We start from the raw sequence: 18,924 nt of genomic DNA, 5'->3' as shown, positions 1-18,924 counted from the left end.
AAAAGTCTTATATAATCAAGACTTTTTAAAATCATAATATATAAAAGGTTCTAAACATTCATGGTGCTAACTTCTAAAGACGGGTTTGTACCTGATCTAATGAAAGTATAAAACGACGAATCAAGACATCCTGTTTAAGAAGAATACGAATAATATTCTTTTCTAAGTGACCATTTGCACCACTAATAATAAAAAGTTTCTTCATAACTTTCACCTTCATTTATCACTTGCATTATATGCCTATGAATAATGATTCACAATGAAGATGATTATAAGAAAAAGACATTCTTTGATAGTTTTTTAACTTTGAGTATGTTATACTAGGTATGGAAGAGAAAAGCGTTGGCTTTATCTCACTTTTTTCATTTGAGAGAGGAAGAGAATATGGAACAGACTGCAGTGAGAATGAAAGCGTATGCTGTTAATTTTAATGAAATTAGAGTATATCTTTCTAAAAACTATTATAATGGTATAAGCAGTAAATTTTATTTAAAGAATTTAGAAACTGATGAATTGGTATTATTAAGTGGAGATGCACTTGAAAGTCAAAATTCTGATTTTCAAGAGTATGCTTTTCATGTTACCTTTAATATGGGAAAGGTTTATAAAATTGTTGATGCTTATGGCTTAACTTGTTTTTTAGATTTTTCTAAGTTATCAATGTGTAAGGAATTTGATGAACTTTATTTTTATGATGGAAATGATTTAGGAAGTACTTATACTAAGGAAAAAACAATATTTAAGGTTTGGGCGCCTTTATCTACAGGTGTTATATTAAAGGTTGTTAAAGATGGTAAGGATTATCTTTATCCAATGGAAAGAGGCTTAAAAGGTGTCTATAGTGTTGAAGTCAAAGGTGATTTAGAATGTGCACATTATTTTTATTTAGTTAAGCATGCAGGTAATTATGATATTTCTATGGATCCATATGCTTATGCATCTTCATCGAATGGACGTACAAATATTGTTGTTGATCTTAATAAAGTGCCATTAAAGAAATATCCTTTACAGCCATTAGAACATAAAACAGATGCCATTATTTATGAAACGAGTGTAAGAGATTTTTCAATGTCTTCTACAAGTGGTATGAAGAATAAAGGAAAATTCTTAGCTTTTACTGAACCTCATACATCGACTGATAGTGGCAATCCAACAGGATTAGATTATTTATCGTGTTTAGGTATTACGCATGTTCAGTTAATGCCAATTAATGATTTTGCGACTGTTGATGAAAAGAATCCATTCGAGTTATATAATTGGGGTTATGATCCTGCTGCATATAATGTAACAGAAGGAAGTTATGTAAGTGATTCTGATAATGGATATAAACGTATACAGGAAGCACAACAAATGATTGAGGCTCTCCATTCAAGAGGATTGAGAGTGGTTTTAGATGTCGTTTATAATCATATGCATGATGTTAATATGAATGCTTTAGAAAAAACAGTACCTCATTATTTCTTTAGAAGAAATAATGATGGTAGTTTATCCAATGGCTCATGGTGTGGAAATGATTTGAACACAACTGCTAAAATGTGTCGTAAATATATTTTAGATATGTGTAAGAGATGGCAGCTTCTTTATGGTATTGATGGTTATCGTTTTGATTTAATGGGAATTATTGATATTGAAACAATGAAGTTAGTTGATGCCCAGGGTAAAGCTTTGGATTCATCTTTTATGGTTTATGGTGAAGGATGGAATATGATGACAGCCTTACCAGAAAATAAAAGAACAACGATTCAGAATAATCGTCAGGTTCCACATATTGGTTTCTTTAATGATTTCTTTAGAGATACATTAAGGGGAACAAATCAAATGGAAACAAAAGGATATTTTTCTGGTGATACTTATAAAACAAATGATGCAATGAAAGCAATTTGTAATTTAGATATGTTTGAGAATATTTCTCAATCTATTAATTATGTTGAGTGCCATGATAATGCAACTTGTTATGATAAATTATTGATTTCTAATTATGATGAAGATGAAGAAACAAAGAAAAAGAGATTACGTTTATTATTAGCAGCTGTTATTCTTTCTCAAGGAATTCCATTTATTCATAGTGGACAAGAATTCTTTAGAACGAAGGGTGGTCAGCATAATACGTATAATGCTGGTGACCAGGTCAATGCATTAGATTGGAATCGAAAAGATTGTGAAATTGATACAATTCAATTTGTTCAGTTTTTAATTCATTTAAGAAAAAATAATCCTTGTTTTAGGTATGATAATTATGATATGATACGAGAAAATGTAAAAACAGAAAACATTGACCATCGTATGATAAAATACTCATTACATCAGGAAGATGGAGAACATCAAGATTATATTGTTTATTTTAATGCTTCTTCTGATTCTATTGATGTTGATGTTGAAGAAGGATTTAGTGTTTTATGTCATAGTGAAAAAGGTAATATTCTAAATGGTAAGTTGCATATTGATGGAATATGTTTTGTTGTGTTAGCAAGATAGGAGTTTTGTATGAAATTGATTGTTGGTTTGGGAAATCCTGGAAGGGAATATGAAAAGACAAGACATAATGTTGGTTTTATGGTTATGGATCGTATCTCTGATGTTATGAATGTTTCTATTGATATGAAGAAATTTAATGGTGAATATGTTAAATTCAAATATCAGGGAGAAGATGTTATTTTGTTGAAGCCAATGACATATATGAACAATTCAGGTGAATCTGTGATTCAGATGATGAATTATTTTAAGATTAATGTCAGTGATTTATTGGTTATTTATGACGATATGGATATGCCAGTTGGTAAGTTGCGTTTAAGAGAAAGTGGTAGTGCTGGTGGGCATAATGGAGTGAAAAGCATAATTGCTCATGTTGGTACACAGAGTTTTAAACGTATTCGTGTGGGGATTGATAAGCATCCTCGTATAAAAGTCATTGATTATGTTTTGGGGCGTTTTCATAAGGATGAACAGCCATTGATTGACGAAGGTATTGAAAATGCAGTCAAGGCTGTAGAAGTCTTTTTAGAAAAAGATTTTGTAACTGCAATGAATAGATTTAATTAAAGGGAGAGAAAGATGAAGAAGATTATTGAAATATTAAAAAATAATCCAGCTTATCTTGCTTTGATGAAAGAAAAAGGCGAGATTATTGTATCTCACGCTAGTGATGAGGCTATCCTCATTGCTAGTGCTTTTTTCAGTTCGCCTAAGCCAATGCTGGTTGTTAAAGAAAATTTATATCAGGCACAGCTCCTTTATCAGGAACTCTATCCCATATTAAAAAACAAAGTTAGTTTTTTCCCATGTGATGAATCATTAAGAGTAGAAGCCCTTGCTTCTTCTCAAGAAATTATGGGAGAACGTATTAGTACTTTAGCATCACTTTGTCAGAATGAACCGATTGTTGTGATAGGTCATGTACATAGTTATGTTCGATATATTCCAGAAAAATCACTGTTTTTAAAACACACTATTTCATTGCACATATCAATGACTATTGAACCATCATTATTAAGAGAAAAATTAATACAGAGTGGATATCAGATGATTCAGCGTGTAGATGAACCTTTCTATTATTCAAAACGTGGGGGTGTTATAGATGTTTATTCTATTCAATACGATAATCCTATTCGTATTGAATTCTTTGATGATGAGATAGAAAGTATCCGTTTTTTTGATAAGGATACACAAAGATCTTTAGAAAAGGTAGAAGAAGTTACAATTTTACCAGCTACGGATCTTTTATATCCAGAAGAAGAATTGAAGGATGTTATTGAAAAAATAGAAGAATTACAAGAGAATACACCATGTGATGAATATAAAGATAATTTAGATGAAGAAATCTCTATAGATATTGAATCTTTAAAAGGATATGGATATTCTGCTCGACTTTATCAATATATGGGACTCTTTACGACTTCAACAACACTTCTTTCTTATTTTTCTCAAGCTTTATTTATATCATCAGATTATGAAAGATTACAACAGTCATTCCATCATTATGAAGAAGAAACTTATTATTATACGCATGAATTACAAGAAACTGGAAAAATGGTAAGAGGTTTATCTCTCTATCAGCAACTTGATTCACTTTATAAAAGAAAACAAATTGAATTTTATGAGTTTAGAACAAAAGATTCTCAAATATCTTTTGTAACAAGAGAAATTCAATTGTCATTAATGAATGAAAAACAATTGATTCAGCAATTAAAAGATTATCTCATTCAAAATAAAATATTAATGTGTTTAGATAATAGTCATCAAATTCAAATGATGGTTGAATTACTTGAAGAAAATTCTATTTCTTATACAATGGTAGGAAATGACGAACATATTTATAATGGTGTAAATATTTATTTAGGTAATTTAAAAACAGGGATTGATTTTTATGATGAGCATGTTATTTTATTGACAGAGACTGAATTATTTAAAGTCAATTCTCAAAAGAAAAAAGGTTATATTAAGTATAAAGATGCAAAAGTTATTAATGATTATACAGAATTAAATATTGGTGATTACGTTGTTCATGATACGCATGGTATTGGACAATATATGGGGATTAAAACTTTAGAAATCAAAGGAACGAAAAAAGATTATTTATATATTGCATATAAAGGTAATGATACTTTATATATACCTGTAGAGAATTTTAAACTTGTAAGAAAATATGCATCAAGAGATGGTAAAGCCCCTAAAATTCATGCTTTGAATAGTACAGAATGGCAAAAGACAAAGCAGAGAGTTAAAAATAAGGTAGATGATTTAGCTGACAAGCTTATCGCTTTATATGCAGCAAGAATGAAACAGCCAGGTTTTGCATATCCTCAAGATGATGCACTGCAAATTCAATTTGAAGAATGTTTTGGTTATGATTTAACACCTGATCAAGAGAGTGCCGTAAAAGAGATTAAAGCTGATATGGAATTACCAAGACCAATGGATAGACTATTATGTGGGGATGTTGGTTTTGGAAAAACCGAAGTTGCTTTAAGAGCATGTTTCAAAGCAATTCTGGCAAATAAACAAGTTGCTTTCTTATGTCCAACCACTATTCTTTCATCACAGCATTATCATACGATGATCAAACGTTTTGAAAATTTCCCAGTGAGTATTGCTTTGTTAAATCGTTTTACAACTGTTAAACAAAGAAAACAGATTCTTGCTGATTTAAAAGATGGGAAAATTGATTTATTAGTAGGAACACATCGTATCTTATCTAAAGATGTTGAATTTAAAGATTTAGGATTGTTGTGTATTGATGAGGAACAACGCTTTGGTGTTAAACAAAAAGAAAAAATCAAAGAAATAAGAGAGACAATTGATGTTTTAACATTAACAGCAACGCCAATTCCTAGAACTTTACAAATGTCATTAATGGGAATTAGAGGTTTATCACAAATTGAAACACCCCCATTAAATCGTTTACCAGTTCAAACCTATGTAATGGAAAAAAGCGAACAATTAATCAAGCAAGTTATTGAAAGAGAATTAGGAAGAAAAGGGCAAGTCTTTTATCTTTATAATAAAACATCAAATATTGAAAGTGTCGCAAATCATATTGCCAGAATGATTCCTTCTGCTAGAGTAGGTATTGGTCATGGAAAAATGACAAAAGATCAGTTAGAAGATGTTATGCAGGCATTTACTGATAAAGAGTATGATGTGTTGGTATGTACAACAATTATTGAGACAGGGATTGATATTCCTAATGCGAATACAATTATTATTGAAGATGCAGATAAATTTGGATTAGCTCAACTTTATCAGATTAAAGGGCGTGTTGGAAGAAGTGAAAGAATGGCTTATGCTTATTTATTATATGCAAAGCATAAACAAATGAATGAAGAGGCTTCTAAACGTTTAAAAGCAATTAAAGAATTTGCACAACTTGGAAGTGGATATAAAATTGCAATGCGAGATTTATCTATTCGTGGTTCAGGAGATATTTTAGGTGGAGAACAAGCTGGATTTATTGATAGTGTTGGATTTGACATGTATATGAAAATATTACAGGATACAATTGATGAAAAAACAGGTGAAATCAATAATGAGAAAGAAGTACCTGTTCAAAATATTAGTGTAGAAGGATATATTCCTGAAAACTATGTTGAGAGTGATATAGAGAAACTTAATCTTTATCAACGTATTTATAAAGCTCAGCATTTATCACAAATGGTTTCATTGGAAAAAGAATTAAAAGATTTATATGGGACATTACCTAGAGAAGTAAGCAATATTGTCTTAAAACGTAAATATGAAATTATGTGTACTGAACCATTTATTGATTCAGTGAAAGAAATTGGTAATGTTGTGCAAATCATGCTAACACAAGAATTTACTGAACATATTCAAGGAGATGTTTTATTTGAATTAGTCAATCGCTTATTTGATAAACCACAGCTCAAGTATATGAAAAATGAAATCGTTATTCTTATTCCAACACAAGGTCATTGGTTACCTCTTGCCATAGAACTACTTAATGAATTAAAGAAAATGCAATAATATAAAGGCTTCAAACAAGTCAAATTGTTTGGAGTTTTTAATATTTGACAATTGCTATAGGCAATTATATAATAAAATTGTAAAAAGTTTCCATAAAAAAAGAAAAATCCGAAAAAAATGCGTATATAAGAAGTAGGAGGATAAATTTTATGGGAAAAGAAAAAACAAAACTGGACTATAAAGATGATTTGTTCTTTAAGTTTTACTGTGGAAAGGTAGGTGAAGCAAGCTTGGACTTTAGAAGGTTTCTGATAGAAAACATTACACATCTCAATACTGATGGTATAAGAATAGGCAATGGGGAACCGGTCGTTCTTACATCTAGTGATAAGAAAATCATTATGGATACCTTTATTATACATGATGATTATTTTCTGGATATGGAGATGCAGAACAGTACCCTTAATATCTATCAAAGCAAGAGATTTCAGTATTATCTATGTAAGAATATTGTTCTGCAGATGATGGATAAGCAAAAGGATTATCAAAAGATTAAAGAGTTTCATCTGATATTGTTTATTAATCGTGAGTATAAGGATAAGATGATTGATTATGCATCACTGAGATATGAACATGGAGACCTTATCAGCAACTGCATTGTACATATGCATATTGTGAATCTTAAAAACATCGATAGAATAGCTAAGGAAAGAAAACTGAGTGAATTTGAAGCAGTGATTTATTTAATGGCAAACAATACGCTAGAAGGTATTGACTATGAAGAAAAGGAAGGAATGGTAAGTTATATGAAAGCAAATTATGAAATCTTTGGGTCAGATGTCACAATGATGAAACGACTTCTTAAGGAAAGAGAAGAAGAGGTTTTTAGACAGATGGAAATGGAGGAAAGCAAAATTGAAGGAATACGAAATATGGTACAAAGAAGAATTGAGAGAAAATATCATAGAGATGCAAGTGACTGGTTAATAAATTTTAATGAAGAAGAACTGTATAAAATAGATGGATTGATTGATGATTGTCATACATATAATGAATTAATGAAGCGATTTGTTGTTTAATGTTTTTATTGGGTTAGTCGTTATCAAGTAAAAAACGATTGAATTCTTTGATGAGAACTCAATCGTTTTGTTATATATTAAGATTTATTATGAGAATAATATTTCTTATATACATAAGCTGCAATAGCTAACATTGCCATTGTTCCAGTTAATGTATAAAGTACGACTTGTGAATTGTCATCAGTGACGACAGGTTGAGATGGTTTGGGTTGTACAGGGGAAGTTGACTCAGGTTGCGTAGGTGTTTCTGGTGGTACTACTACTTCTTTGTTTTCCAAGATATTGAATTCTGCAGTTGCTTCTCCATCAGTAAAAATAAGAGTTATTGTGTGTTGACCGGTTTTTAATGTATCTGTATAGTCTTTGTGAAGTGTAATCATTGTACTTCCAGATTGAGCAGTATAGTTTTTAACATCTACTTCTTTTCCATCTATAAGAACTTTTTGGAATTTACTGAAATCAACATCTGTTTTAAATGTTATTTCTTCTCCTTGTTTGATTTCTTGAGAACTTCCTTCAGTTATTTTGTATTCATTAGGAGCAAGATCATTTCTAAAATTAATAGAAGCAATATCTAATTCTTCACGATCACTTAAACCTTTTGCAAAAATTTCACCTAAACGTTCACCACTTACAACCTTGCCTTTTTCAACAATCACTAATCCACCTTTCCAAGATGCATCAGCAAGATATTGTTCTTTAGCATATTCACATGCAGTTTTTACCCATGTTGCAAAAGCAGGATTGTTTAAATATGGCGTATGACCACCTATAAAATATTTAATTCCATTATCTTTTGTATATTTTTCAGTTTTTTGTGCACCAGAAATCCAATAATCAATTGATGATAAAGTCACATTTGTTCCGCCTAAATGGACTTGAGCACCAAGAGTATCACCAACATAATTAATTTTATTATTTAAATCTGCTAATTGACCTCCACCTTTTGTATGTTCATCAGGAATTTCAATAAATTGGAATTGAGTTCCAGCAGCAGAGAATTTTTCCATATCTTCAACATATTGAACTTCACCAAATAATGTTGTCAGATCTTTACCATTTAGTACTGTATGTGGTTCATTTTTTGGCCAAATAACTGTAGTTATAGATCTTAATTTTTGATCTTCATAGATTTTAGCAAGATTATTCACATGATCAGGATGCATATGGGTACAGAAAATCTTTAATGATTCACAATTTGGACCAATGACTTCTTTAATGATTTTGTTAATGACGTTTTCTCCATACATATCAACATCAATCATTAATGCTTCTTTCCCATCATTGCTTACATAAATCATTGGATTTTCAAGATCAGTAGCATTAAGCATATAGCATTTTGCTGTTGTTACATTAGGCATTTTGATAGTAAAGAAGTTAGCATATTTTGTTGTTAATTCCCTTTGTTTATCGAATGCAGTCTTATCATCATATCCCATAACTGTACCAGTAATAGAATCATGAGCACCTAAATCATAACCCCAATAACCATGCGAATCAATATGGAATTTAATTTTAACATTTGGATTATCATTACTTGTTGCAATGACATCAGTTCCACCAATTGCTGGATTATTTTGGAAGGCTTGTGTGTCATATGCAGAGTTCACATCATATACAAGATTGGTCTTAGGATCCATTGCATTAATTTGATTTAATAAATCTAATAATTGACTAATATAATCAGCATCAATGTTGTCACCATTTTTATCTATAACAGTATATCCTTGGTTTTGTTTTAATAGTTGATCAATTTGTAAAATACTAGTGTAATAGTTAAGCATGTTGTAATAACTTCTTCCTGCTAGTGAGACCCCGTTTAAATAATCAGAAGCTAGATAGACATCTTTAATTTGTAGGTCTACAGTTAATGTTTTCTCTACATCATCCTTAATTGCAGTTAAATCTTTCGTATCAAGATGTGCCTTTAAGTATTTTGATACTTTTTGTTGTTTATAACTACCATCAGCTTCATATCTAGGAATTTCAATACTGTTGATAGCCTCTTCATAATTGGCTTTGATACTGAGTTCTTCAGCATGAACCTGATTCATTGGCATAAACGTGACTGCTAAAGCAGAAGCAAGAAGTGTCTTTGCCAATACTTTTGTAAAACGATTTTTTTTCATCCTTTTTTCCTCTCTTTCTTTTCTATTTTTATTTTATCATTAAAGAAAGTGCTTTCATATTTTATAAAAGAAAAGAAGATAATGAAATATGAGACATATTTTTTATAGTAGAAAAGGTCTCATATTTTGAGACCTACTCTTTGATAATAAAGATACTTGATTAAATCTAATATGAGTATGTATATAATATCATCATAATCTGAACTGATCGTATAAGGCATATGAATATTCAATTCTGCATTTTTTAAATCTATCATTTGAGATATCAGGACAATATGTTCATGACTGTGACATAGTTTTAGATAACCGTCCTGATTGAGTTCAATAAATCTACCCGTTAATGTCACAATAACATGGATACCTTTATTCGCTTTTAATTCAATTTGATTATATGGTGTTTGATGAACATAAATAGGTACACCCATAATTGTCATATCTTCACTAAAGGATTCTAATAATCCTAAAGGAAAAACAGCACCATAAAAATGTATTCTCTTTTGATTTTTGATGAATTGAATCAATTGATGAACTTGTTCTTGTAATTGTTTTATATCAAATGGTTCTTTAGCAAATAATGAAATCTTATGAAGCAATTCTTGTTCATTTAAATTTTCACATTTAGCAATGAGTTGTTCCTTTCGTGTATCAATACTTGTAAATAAGTTTTTCTTGAAATCAGTGTAACTGTCAAAACCAATAAGTTGACAAAACTTAAGAATAGATGTTGTTGAAACAAAACAATTTTCAGCTAAGTATTTAATATTCATTGTTTCAATCTCATATAAATGTTCAATGATATAGCATGCAATAGAATTAAAGTTATCTTTTCTAATTGTGTTTTGACTTATCATAATAATAAGAGATAGTACTGTATTCATAGTGATTCTCCTTGTAGAAGATAATAACTTAATTTCATATCCAATAATGATGTCACAAGTAATCTTGAATCATTTTCTTGATTATTAATTTGAATGACTTGAATGTTATGATATTCTTTTTGTGAGGATTCTCCAATATAATATTGATGACATGGGAGTTGTTGAAGATCGTTTAATTTCAATGTATCGGATTGATTAATAGAAGCTTCATGAAACATTTGTAGTTTCTTAAAGACATCAATAATAATGAAAACATCATTGGCTTGTAAATGATATAAACTTTCTAATAATTCATGGCGATTCCAACTTAATAATTCTCTTACAACAATTCCTTTTTTTCTTAATACATTTTTTGTTGAAGTTAATGATTCTATATCTTGATGATAACCATAGAAATAGACATTTTGACTTTTTAGTAAGCATTGAGAAAAGTGAATCAATTGTTCATCATTAAACAATGTATGATCATAAGATGAATAACAAGAAAACTCTTGTGAAATAGGAAGAAGTGCATATTCTTTTAATATTTCGGAAGTCATATCTTTAAAATTCATAAAACCTGCTTTGCTGTAGAATCTATGGATAGATGCTTTAGAAATGCCTGTTTCATGAATACATTTTTGTAGAGTCATGTTTTTCATATCTTTAAGATGACTTAGAAAATAACATGCTAATTCTCCATCTAATTGGTATTTTCCTTCAACATCGTATAACTTTTGCAGTTTATCTATAATATACATATCATCACTTCCTTATATAATTTTCTATTTATATCATACAACTTTTCCCATGATTTTCCCATCTTTTGCATAAAATGAAAAAATCCTCACAAGAGGACTAATCATTTTGATAATTATTAATAATTTCATTAATATCAATATTGAGTTTAAAACCTAAAGTAAAATAATCATCAATTGTATTTTGATATTCTTCACTAGAATAATGACTTTGTACTTTAAGAATAGAATGATATATTTTAAAGAATAATTGGTATATGTCTAATTTATCAGGAATTTCTGTATGATTCTTGATTGTATCAATTCTTAATTCATAACCTATTGACATCAGCATTGTTAAACCTTCAAGATAATGTTCTAATAATTGCTGATGATTAATGGGTTCATCTTTTTCCCAAAATAAATAACATCTTGAATCCTGAGAAACTTCACTTAAATCATGTAAAAAAGATAATATTTTTTGATTCAATCTTTCAATATTTAATACTTCATTTTTTGCTGTTTGTAATTCTCTATTAATATAGACTTGATATAATTTAGAAACATCATTCATGTTTATCACCTCAAGTTCTATTATTCACCTTGAATATGAATAGAGTTTGAATTATAGTATAAAAATATTTAAATGTTCTAATAAAATCTTTAATCCCATTAAAATAAGAATAATGCCACCAGCAATTTCTGCTTTGGATTTATAACGAGAACCAAAGACATGTCCAATTTTCACACCAGCCATAGATATAATGAAAGTCGTTATGGCTATAATAGTCACTGCATAGAAAATATTAACATTTAAAAAAGCAAAAGTCACACCAATAGCTAAAGCATCAATAGAAGTGGCCACGGCTAGAGGAAGCATAGCTTTAAAAGAAAAGTCAGGATCACAACATTCTTCATCACCAAAAGCCTCTTTAATCATATTGAGACCTATTAAACCTAATAAGATAAATGCAATCCAATGATCAATGCTTTCAATTTTACTTTTAAACTGAATACCTAAAAAATAACCAATAAGAGGCATCATTCCTTGAAAAAATCCAAAATATCCACCACAAATAAAAGCATGTTTCCATTCTAACTTTCTTGTAGATAAACCTTTGCAGACACTGACTGCAAATGCATCCATTGCTAGACCAACACCTATAATAACAATTTCAATAAATTCCATAATGCTTCCTCCTCCATAAAAAAAGACATGGCTGTGGTATCCACAGACAAGTCTCATCATTTAAAATCGTGCCAGATAGTTATATCGATATGTTGACATGATTACACATTATGTGCTAACTACTCCCTTATCATGGGCAAATTATAACAATAATGACAAATAATGTCAAACAACTTTTTCTATGTAATCACAACCTATTTTTTCATATTGGAATTGGTTATTTGTGAGTTCTTGAATCTGTTGTAAAAACGTATCATCTCTCAAATAACAATGATATGAGACTTGTTCATTATATTCTTGAGAAATGCATTTTATGTTGTGTTGTTTTAATAAATGTTCAAATTTTCTTGTATAAGTATAGTCAATTGTGATGCAATAAAGATCAACTGGTTCGGTTTCAACAATCTGTGCTTCTTTTAAAGCTTCCGATACACTTTGTGTATAGGCACGTGTTAAGCCTCCAGCACCAAGTTTAATGCCACCAAAATGTCTTGTCACCACAGCAATGATATGATTTAATCCCTGCATTTTAAGGACATTAAGCATAGGCATTCCAGCTGTTCCTGATGGTTCTCCATCATCATATGCGCGTTCATGACCATCAATGATATATGCAACACAATTATGATTGGCTTGTAAGTCGCTATATTTTTGAATCAATTCATTAGCCAGAAGATAATCACTACATGGAATTAAATGACAAATAAATTCAGATTTTTTAATGATAAGTGTATGAGTTGTATATTCTTTAATAGAAAGCATAATATCATTCCTTTCTTTTCTTTATTATATATGATTTCATTTTATTGTCAAAATGTCCTGAATGATTTATAATATGAGCATAACTTAAGAGTGAAGAAAAGAGGGGTCATAGTGAATAAGATAGCTATTTTATCAGATAGTGGATGTCAGATTGAACTAGGTAAGTATGAAAATCAAGGGATTTTTATTGTACCATTATGTATTACAATGAAAGAAAAAACTTATCTTGATCAAAAAGATATTACAAGTATTGAAGTTTTTAGAACGATGGAAAAAGAGAATATTATGGTCATGACTTCTCAGCCACCAACAGGAGAGATGGTTAATATTCTGCAGAGAATCAAAGATGCAGGTTATGATGAGGTCATAGGGTTACCAATTGCTACAGGATTATCTTCAACTTTAAATGGAATGAAGGTTGCTGCTGATATGGTAGATATTCCTATTACATTAATTGATACAAAGGGAACGGCAGGAAATCATAAGTATTTAACATTTACAGCTGCAAAACTTGTTCAATCTGGGAAGAGTGTACAAGAGATACAAAAGATAATGGAATCATTGGTAGAAGATTCAGGAACAATTATTATGGCACCAAATTTAGAACATTTAAAAAAAGGTGGTCGTATTACACCAGCAGTTGCAATGCTTGCAGGAATGTTAAAAATAGTTCCTGTTATGGAATTAAATTATGAATTAGGTGGTAAAATAGATTCATTGGCTAAGGTCAGAACATTATCTAAAGCACGTGCCACATTAGTCAATCGAATGATTGAGTTAGGCGTTAATGCGAAAGATTATAAGATTACTATTGAACATGTTTTGTGTGTTGATTCTGCATTAGAAGTCAAACAAATGGTATTAGATAAAATTGGTGAAGTAGAAATAGAATTAAGAGAATTACCATCAGTCGTTGGTGCTCATATGGGTGTTGGTGGTATTGGTGTTCAGTATATTAAAAAATATCAAGGATAGGAGATGAAATTATGGCTTTATTTGATGATTTAACAAAGAAAGCTGCAAAGTTTACTGAAGAAGCAATTGATAAGACTCAGGAACTTGCAGGGACTGCAAAGATTAAATTAAAGATTAAGAATTTAGAATCTGATAGAGATGATGTTTATCGTGATTTAGGAAAATATTATTTTCATTTATTAGAAGATCAGAATTCTATTGATGAAGAAGTTTCTGAAATGCGTAGACGTATTTATGATTATGATGCAGAAATAGATGAACTCAAAAAAGAAATAGATGAATAATAAATCAATGATTAAAGGTATACCCTATTGAAAATGGTATACCTTTTTCTATAATAAATTCAACATTCTTGTTTTATAGCAAATAGAAACCAAATAAAGATTTAATATCATCATCAATCAAACCTTACTTATTATCATTGCATACTGTCTAAGTGACAATTATTCTTATAATCAAAGTGAGTTATTATTTATAAAGCAGGTGTTAGTAAACGAGATTAATGAATGCTATAAAAAATTATAATATATCAATAGGAGTTATTTTGTAAAGGAAAAATAAATTCATGAACAGTATACCATATTTGAAGTGGTATACCTTTTTCTTGTACAATAAATTCAATATTTTCAACTTCTTTTATATTAATATCTTTAAGTAAAAGACGACAGGCAAACTCATTGGCTTCTCTTTCTAGTGCATTCTTACGGGTTTTCATAAGAAACGAAAATGACATATGATCATCATAATGAATGATATAGTGTCCTAACTCATGAGCAAGTAAGAAATTTTCATATAAAGGATTCAAATCAGTTTTTAAAGTAATATAAGCCTGTTTATTTAAAACAAATAAGCTAGAATCACATTCTTTATTAAGTGTATCACAGTATTGAATAGAAATATTACAATAGTCAATAAGTTCTCTTACATTATTTGTATGATACTGATTTGTAACCCAATTAACATAATAGGCTGCATTCATTTTATTTACGCCTCTTTGCAATCATTTTAATAAATTGAGCAATATCATTTGCCATATCAATAATTTCTTCATCACTCATGATTTCTAAATCATAACCACCAAATTTAGCAAACATTTCTTGTTTTAATATAAACTGTAATGCTTCTTCAGGAGAAGTAAAGAAATCAGTTTCTTTTTCACCAATAAGTTGTGATTGTGTACAATTCAATATCTTTGACATTTTTTCAATCATATCCATTTTTGGTTCACTTCTCGCTTTTTCCCATGAAGAGATTGTTTTTCCGCTAACCTCTAATAAGTCACCCAATTCATCTTGTGTCAAATGTTTCATTTCTCGATATTTTTTAATGTTTAAACTTAGTGTTGACATAGACTCACCTCTCTAAGACCGATTTTATACCTTTCAATTTAAAAAATCAATCAAAACTCTAAGAATCTTAGAAATACGCTTGAATATCTACAAAACGTAGAGTAATATTGAGATAGAAACGGAAATATTTACCATAACTTAGAGAAAGGATGAGAGTATGAAATATACAGCGCAACAACAAACCATTATTAAAGAAGTTAAGGAATATCTTAAAGCAATACGTTCATTAAAAAGAGAAAGATTTCATTTATTGGAAGAATATAATGAAGATCCTTCACCACACTCTCCACGTTTTGATGAAACCAAAGGAACATCAGTATCACAAATTGTTAGATTTAATGATTATACACAAAGAAGAGAGTTATTACTGAAAAGGATTCAATTATTTGATCAAGAACTTAATCAGTTTATGTTAATGACATTTCTTTTACCAACACGTCAAAGATGCATTATAGAAGTTTATATGGAAGCCTTGAGTTATGAAGAAATGTTAGATGTCCTTAATGACAAGTATTACATCAGTACAAGTACTTATAAACGAGAATTACCAGAAATATGTTTACAACTCTCTCAATATATCGACTATCATCAAATACCTAGCCTTGATGATATGAATAGAAAGTACTTACAAATGATTCAGCAGATGGACCTATCTTGAACCTAGTTATTCCCCTTATAAGAGTGTTAAGATGGTAGTGTCAAGAAAGGGGCAAAGAAAAACTTCTTCTTGATGAGAATCCTATTGGCCAAGCAGATTCTAAAACTTACATCAAACAGATAACTACGGTTATGATATTCATCTCATAAAGAGAAAGATGTAAAAACAATTGAATAAAAGGAGGTGTCTAATCAATGACAGATCATGAACAACAGGTTTATACACTTGTAGGTGATGTATTAAAACAAAAGCATGAAACAATTCAAACAACAAATCAAAAGTTAAGATTCTATCATTCAAGTTATCCTGTTATATCACTTGTTCAAACAAATAATTATGTCCTCAAAGATAGTCGGACATTGAATGATTTAGGAACAGTTGATGTAGAAGAATACGAAATTGAAATTCAATCACAAACAGGAATGGATGAAATCAAATCGATTATGATTGATATTGATCATGCTATGAGACAGTTAGGATATATCAGAACATATTGTGGATTAGATACACAAGACAAAGAAACAGAATTAAAAAGATTGATGCAGTATCAAACTGCACTATAAGGAGGAAAAGATTATGTCAAATATTGCTATGAGTACAGCAGGAGTAACAGTGAATTATGCAGTGGAAGCAACTGCCGGAGTAAGACCAACAGCAGGGTATATTCAAATCCCTAATATCAAAAGTGTTCCAGAGATGAATCCATCTCCAGAAACATTAGAAACAACTGATTTAAGTCAAACAGAATTTAAGACTTATGTAGAAGGATTAAAAGATTTAGGTGGAGCATTAGCTTTCTTAGCTAACTTTACAACTGATTTAGAAGCAGCTTGGAACACATTAGTAGAAGCTTATAAAGCAGCTAAAGAAGCTGGTAAAGATGTATGGTTTGAAATCAAACATCCTGGTTTAGATAAATCAGTTTATTTTACAGGACAACCAAGTGCAATGGGATTACCTGCTATGGCAGTGAATGCTGTTCTTGAAACAAACTTATATATTACACCAACAAATGCTCCAGCATGGGAAGCAAAATCTACAGCGGCAGCTGAATAATTGATAGGAGGATGAATCAATGTCTAAAACAATTCAATTTACATACAATGATGTTAACTATACATTAGAGTATACAAGAAAAACATTAGAAAAGATGGAAGCAGATGGTATTGTCTTAGCAGATATGAATAAAAAACCTGTAACAATCTTACCAAAACTTTTCGAATATGCATTCTATGCACATCATAAACGCATTAAAAAAGCGGAAGTTGAAGAAATCTTCCATTTATTTACAAATAAGAATGATATGTATAACAAGTTATCAGAAATGGCAACAGATACATTAAATACATTATTTGAAGAGGACACCTCAAAAAACGCAATAAGTTGGAAGGCGAGTTTTTAGACACTGAGGATTCTCTTTCCAACAAAACATATACAGAAATATTTAAAGAAGTTCTTCCCTTTTATTTATCCATAGGAATGACTTATGATGAGTTCTATCTCCAAGATGTAGAACTGGCAAAGTTCTACAGACAATCCTATGAAATTAAAGAAGATCGACATAATAATCATATGTGGTTACAAGGATTATATATTTATGATGCTATTTCTACATCATTGTATAATGTATTTTGTCGTAAATCTGGGCAACGGGCATCGTCATATCCATCAAAGCCATATCCTATGACTAGCAAGCAAAAGGAGCAAGAACAAAAATTAACAATGCAAGAAGAACAAGCCAAAGCAAAGGTTTGGATGAACTCTCTTGTCAATAGTTATCAATAATGTAAAACACCACAAATTGTGGTGTTTTCATTATAGGTTTAATAATTCTTTCTTTTTCTTATCAAATTCTTCCTGTGACAAGATTCCCATATCTAGAAGTTCTTTTAATTTCTTGACTTCTTCTATTGGATCATTAGAGACTTTACTTTCTACAGGTTCATCTTTTTTGAGTATGATTTCAAGCTTTGCTAAATCTTCATCACACATCTTAATTAAATCCTTAGCCATCTGACTATCAGACTTAATTTTACGAGTAATGTAATTAACATAGACACAAGGATTATCAAAATTATTCACATTTAACTTAATCTGTAGATTAGTAATATATTCACCAGAGTTTAAAGAAGATAATGCACCAACTAAAGCACCAACACCATCAGCTACATACTTACCAGAAGCAGTATTCTTAAGCATATCATTGTTAATGACTTGTTTATCACAGATAACTTCATAACTGTTAATGTCATCAAATGATAGATAAGTATATGGTGGAGAAACATTAATTTTATTCATAGGTCTCACAGTTTTATCTAAATTGCCTTTGTTAAAAATAGTTATCTTTTTAGTATCTTTATCAATACTTATTCTTTTAGTGTAAGGTAGTAAAATGCTATATAATTCTTTCATTGAATCATATTGATTTCTTTTGAAAATGATTTGAAAAGGTACTTCTTCATCAGTGACAATTCTAAATATACCACGTCCTTGAAAATTTATATTTCCAAGGTCAAGCCATTCGAGATGTGCTAAATGTAAATTTTCTTTTGTAATACTTGATTTTACAAATAATTCCTCATTATCTTTTAGTTGGGCCTTGAATCCACTTACACCAATAAATTCTTTTTCCATAAAATCAGTCCTTTCTATATATAAATTATAGCGAATTAAAATGAAAATAACAATAAGATTGATATTTTTATATATAGGCTATCGTGAGTTGGATAAGTTAGAATTGTAGGGTAAAAAATAAAAAGGTTTAGATGAATT

21 protein-coding genes are annotated in these 18,924 nt (G+C 29.9%); 11 read left to right on the top strand and 10 right to left on the bottom strand.

Annotation, left to right across the window (positions count from 1 at the left end; translation table 11 throughout):
* Positions 1 to 73: 73 nt before the first annotated feature.
* Entirely contained in the window at positions 74 to 205 is a 132-nt protein-coding gene (locus tag BN350_RS21600; protein WP_261797077.1) for a hypothetical protein, read from the bottom strand.
* A gap of 179 nt (positions 206 to 384) precedes the next feature.
* Between BN350_RS21600 and pulA the strand changes: the two genes are divergently transcribed.
* From pulA to BN350_RS02230, 4 genes are all read left to right on the top strand, one after another.
* Complete coding sequence (pulA, locus tag BN350_RS02245; RefSeq protein WP_028042138.1) at positions 385 to 2,475, top strand: type I pullulanase; 2,091 nt, start codon at positions 385 to 387, stop codon at positions 2,473 to 2,475.
* A gap of 9 nt (positions 2,476 to 2,484) precedes the next feature.
* Positions 2,485 to 3,039 carry an aminoacyl-tRNA hydrolase gene (gene pth / locus BN350_RS02240; protein WP_028042137.1) on the top strand — a complete coding sequence of 185 codons (555 nt, stop codon included), beginning with the start codon at positions 2,485 to 2,487 and terminating at the stop codon, positions 3,037 to 3,039.
* Between the two features lie 12 nt (positions 3,040 to 3,051).
* Positions 3,052 to 6,477, top strand: coding sequence for a transcription-repair coupling factor (gene mfd / locus BN350_RS02235; RefSeq protein WP_028042136.1), 3,426 nt, complete (start codon positions 3,052 to 3,054; stop codon positions 6,475 to 6,477).
* Positions 6,478 to 6,626: 149 nt separating this feature from the next.
* Positions 6,627 to 7,496: a hypothetical protein gene (locus tag BN350_RS02230; RefSeq protein WP_028042135.1), complete on the top strand. Its 870-nt coding sequence runs from the start codon at positions 6,627 to 6,629 to the stop codon at positions 7,494 to 7,496.
* A gap of 77 nt (positions 7,497 to 7,573) precedes the next feature.
* On the opposite strand, the gene BN350_RS02225 is transcribed toward BN350_RS02230, so the two are convergent.
* The 6 genes from BN350_RS02225 to BN350_RS02195 form a co-directional block, all read right to left on the bottom strand.
* On the bottom strand, positions 7,574 to 9,625 hold the full coding sequence (locus tag BN350_RS02225) for an MBL fold metallo-hydrolase (protein ID WP_028042134.1): 2,052 nt from the start codon (positions 9,623 to 9,625) through the stop codon (positions 7,574 to 7,576).
* A 119-nt stretch (positions 9,626 to 9,744) separates the two neighbouring features.
* Positions 9,745 to 10,503 carry a MurR/RpiR family transcriptional regulator gene (locus BN350_RS02220; protein ID WP_028042133.1) on the bottom strand — a complete coding sequence of 253 codons (759 nt, stop codon included), beginning with the start codon at positions 10,501 to 10,503 and terminating at the stop codon, positions 9,745 to 9,747.
* Entirely contained in the window at positions 10,500 to 11,243 is a 744-nt protein-coding gene (locus tag BN350_RS18280) for a MurR/RpiR family transcriptional regulator (RefSeq protein ID WP_044600038.1), read from the bottom strand. Before BN350_RS18280 ends, BN350_RS02220 begins: the two co-directional genes overlap by 4 nt.
* Before the next feature lie 97 nt (positions 11,244 to 11,340).
* Positions 11,341 to 11,793 (bottom strand): dUTP diphosphatase, encoded by a 453-nt coding sequence (locus BN350_RS02205; protein WP_028042132.1) that lies wholly within the window; start codon positions 11,791 to 11,793, stop codon positions 11,341 to 11,343.
* Between the two features lie 51 nt (positions 11,794 to 11,844).
* On the bottom strand, positions 11,845 to 12,408 hold the full coding sequence (locus BN350_RS02200) for a manganese efflux pump MntP (protein ID WP_028042131.1): 564 nt from the start codon (positions 12,406 to 12,408) through the stop codon (positions 11,845 to 11,847).
* Between the two features lie 165 nt (positions 12,409 to 12,573).
* Complete coding sequence (locus BN350_RS02195; protein ID WP_028042130.1) at positions 12,574 to 13,170, bottom strand: IMPACT family protein; 597 nt, start codon at positions 13,168 to 13,170, stop codon at positions 12,574 to 12,576.
* A 111-nt stretch (positions 13,171 to 13,281) separates the two neighbouring features.
* On the opposite strand from BN350_RS02195, the gene BN350_RS02190 reads away from it, so the two are divergent.
* Both BN350_RS02190 and BN350_RS02185 read left to right on the top strand, forming a co-directional pair.
* Positions 13,282 to 14,145, top strand: coding sequence for a DegV family protein (locus BN350_RS02190; protein ID WP_028042129.1), 864 nt, complete (start codon positions 13,282 to 13,284; stop codon positions 14,143 to 14,145).
* 11 nt (positions 14,146 to 14,156) lie between these two features.
* On the top strand, positions 14,157 to 14,429 hold the full coding sequence (locus BN350_RS02185) for a hypothetical protein (protein WP_028042128.1): 273 nt from the start codon (positions 14,157 to 14,159) through the stop codon (positions 14,427 to 14,429).
* Positions 14,430 to 14,674: 245 nt separating this feature from the next.
* Here BN350_RS02185 and BN350_RS02180 read toward each other — a convergent pair whose 3' ends face one another.
* The gene (locus BN350_RS02180) at positions 14,675 to 15,124 is read right to left on the bottom strand and encodes an ImmA/IrrE family metallo-endopeptidase (protein ID WP_028042127.1); all 450 of its coding nucleotides are present in this window, start codon (positions 15,122 to 15,124) and stop codon (positions 14,675 to 14,677) included.
* A gap of 1 nt (position 15,125) precedes the next feature.
* On the bottom strand, positions 15,126 to 15,494 hold the full coding sequence (locus tag BN350_RS02175) for a helix-turn-helix transcriptional regulator (protein WP_028042126.1): 369 nt from the start codon (positions 15,492 to 15,494) through the stop codon (positions 15,126 to 15,128).
* A gap of 157 nt (positions 15,495 to 15,651) precedes the next feature.
* Between BN350_RS02175 and BN350_RS02170 the strand changes: the two genes are divergently transcribed.
* The 5 genes from BN350_RS02170 to BN350_RS02150 all read left to right on the top strand — a co-directional run bounded on the left by BN350_RS02170 (position 15,652) and on the right by BN350_RS02150 (position 17,937).
* Positions 15,652 to 16,152: a hypothetical protein gene (locus BN350_RS02170; protein WP_028042125.1), complete on the top strand. Its 501-nt coding sequence runs from the start codon at positions 15,652 to 15,654 to the stop codon at positions 16,150 to 16,152.
* 194 nt (positions 16,153 to 16,346) lie between these two features.
* Entirely contained in the window at positions 16,347 to 16,715 is a 369-nt protein-coding gene (locus tag BN350_RS02165; RefSeq protein ID WP_028042124.1) for a hypothetical protein, read from the top strand.
* A gap of 13 nt (positions 16,716 to 16,728) precedes the next feature.
* Positions 16,729 to 17,208 (top strand): hypothetical protein, encoded by a 480-nt coding sequence (locus BN350_RS02160; protein WP_028042123.1) that lies wholly within the window; start codon positions 16,729 to 16,731, stop codon positions 17,206 to 17,208.
* Between the two features lie 19 nt (positions 17,209 to 17,227).
* The gene (locus BN350_RS02155; RefSeq protein ID WP_028042122.1) at positions 17,228 to 17,554 is read left to right on the top strand and encodes a DUF5055 domain-containing protein; all 327 of its coding nucleotides are present in this window, start codon (positions 17,228 to 17,230) and stop codon (positions 17,552 to 17,554) included.
* On the top strand, positions 17,536 to 17,937 hold the full coding sequence (locus tag BN350_RS02150; RefSeq protein ID WP_028042121.1) for a hypothetical protein: 402 nt from the start codon (positions 17,536 to 17,538) through the stop codon (positions 17,935 to 17,937). Before BN350_RS02155 ends, BN350_RS02150 begins: the two co-directional genes overlap by 19 nt.
* Positions 17,938 to 17,967: 30 nt before the next feature.
* Here the strand turns inward: BN350_RS02150 and BN350_RS02145 are convergent, their stop codons facing one another.
* Positions 17,968 to 18,786, bottom strand: a complete 819-nt coding sequence (locus BN350_RS02145; protein ID WP_028042120.1) for an SHOCT domain-containing protein — start codon at positions 18,784 to 18,786, stop codon at positions 17,968 to 17,970.
* Between the last annotated feature and the right edge of the window lie 138 nt (positions 18,787 to 18,924).

Origin of the sequence: Candidatus Stoquefichus massiliensis AP9 (assembly GCF_000455285.1) — a bacterium.
GTDB classification, from domain to species: domain Bacteria; phylum Bacillota_I; class Bacilli_A; order Erysipelotrichales; family Coprobacillaceae; genus Stoquefichus; species Stoquefichus massiliensis.
This window is presented reverse-complemented; position numbering and strand designations above follow the sequence as displayed.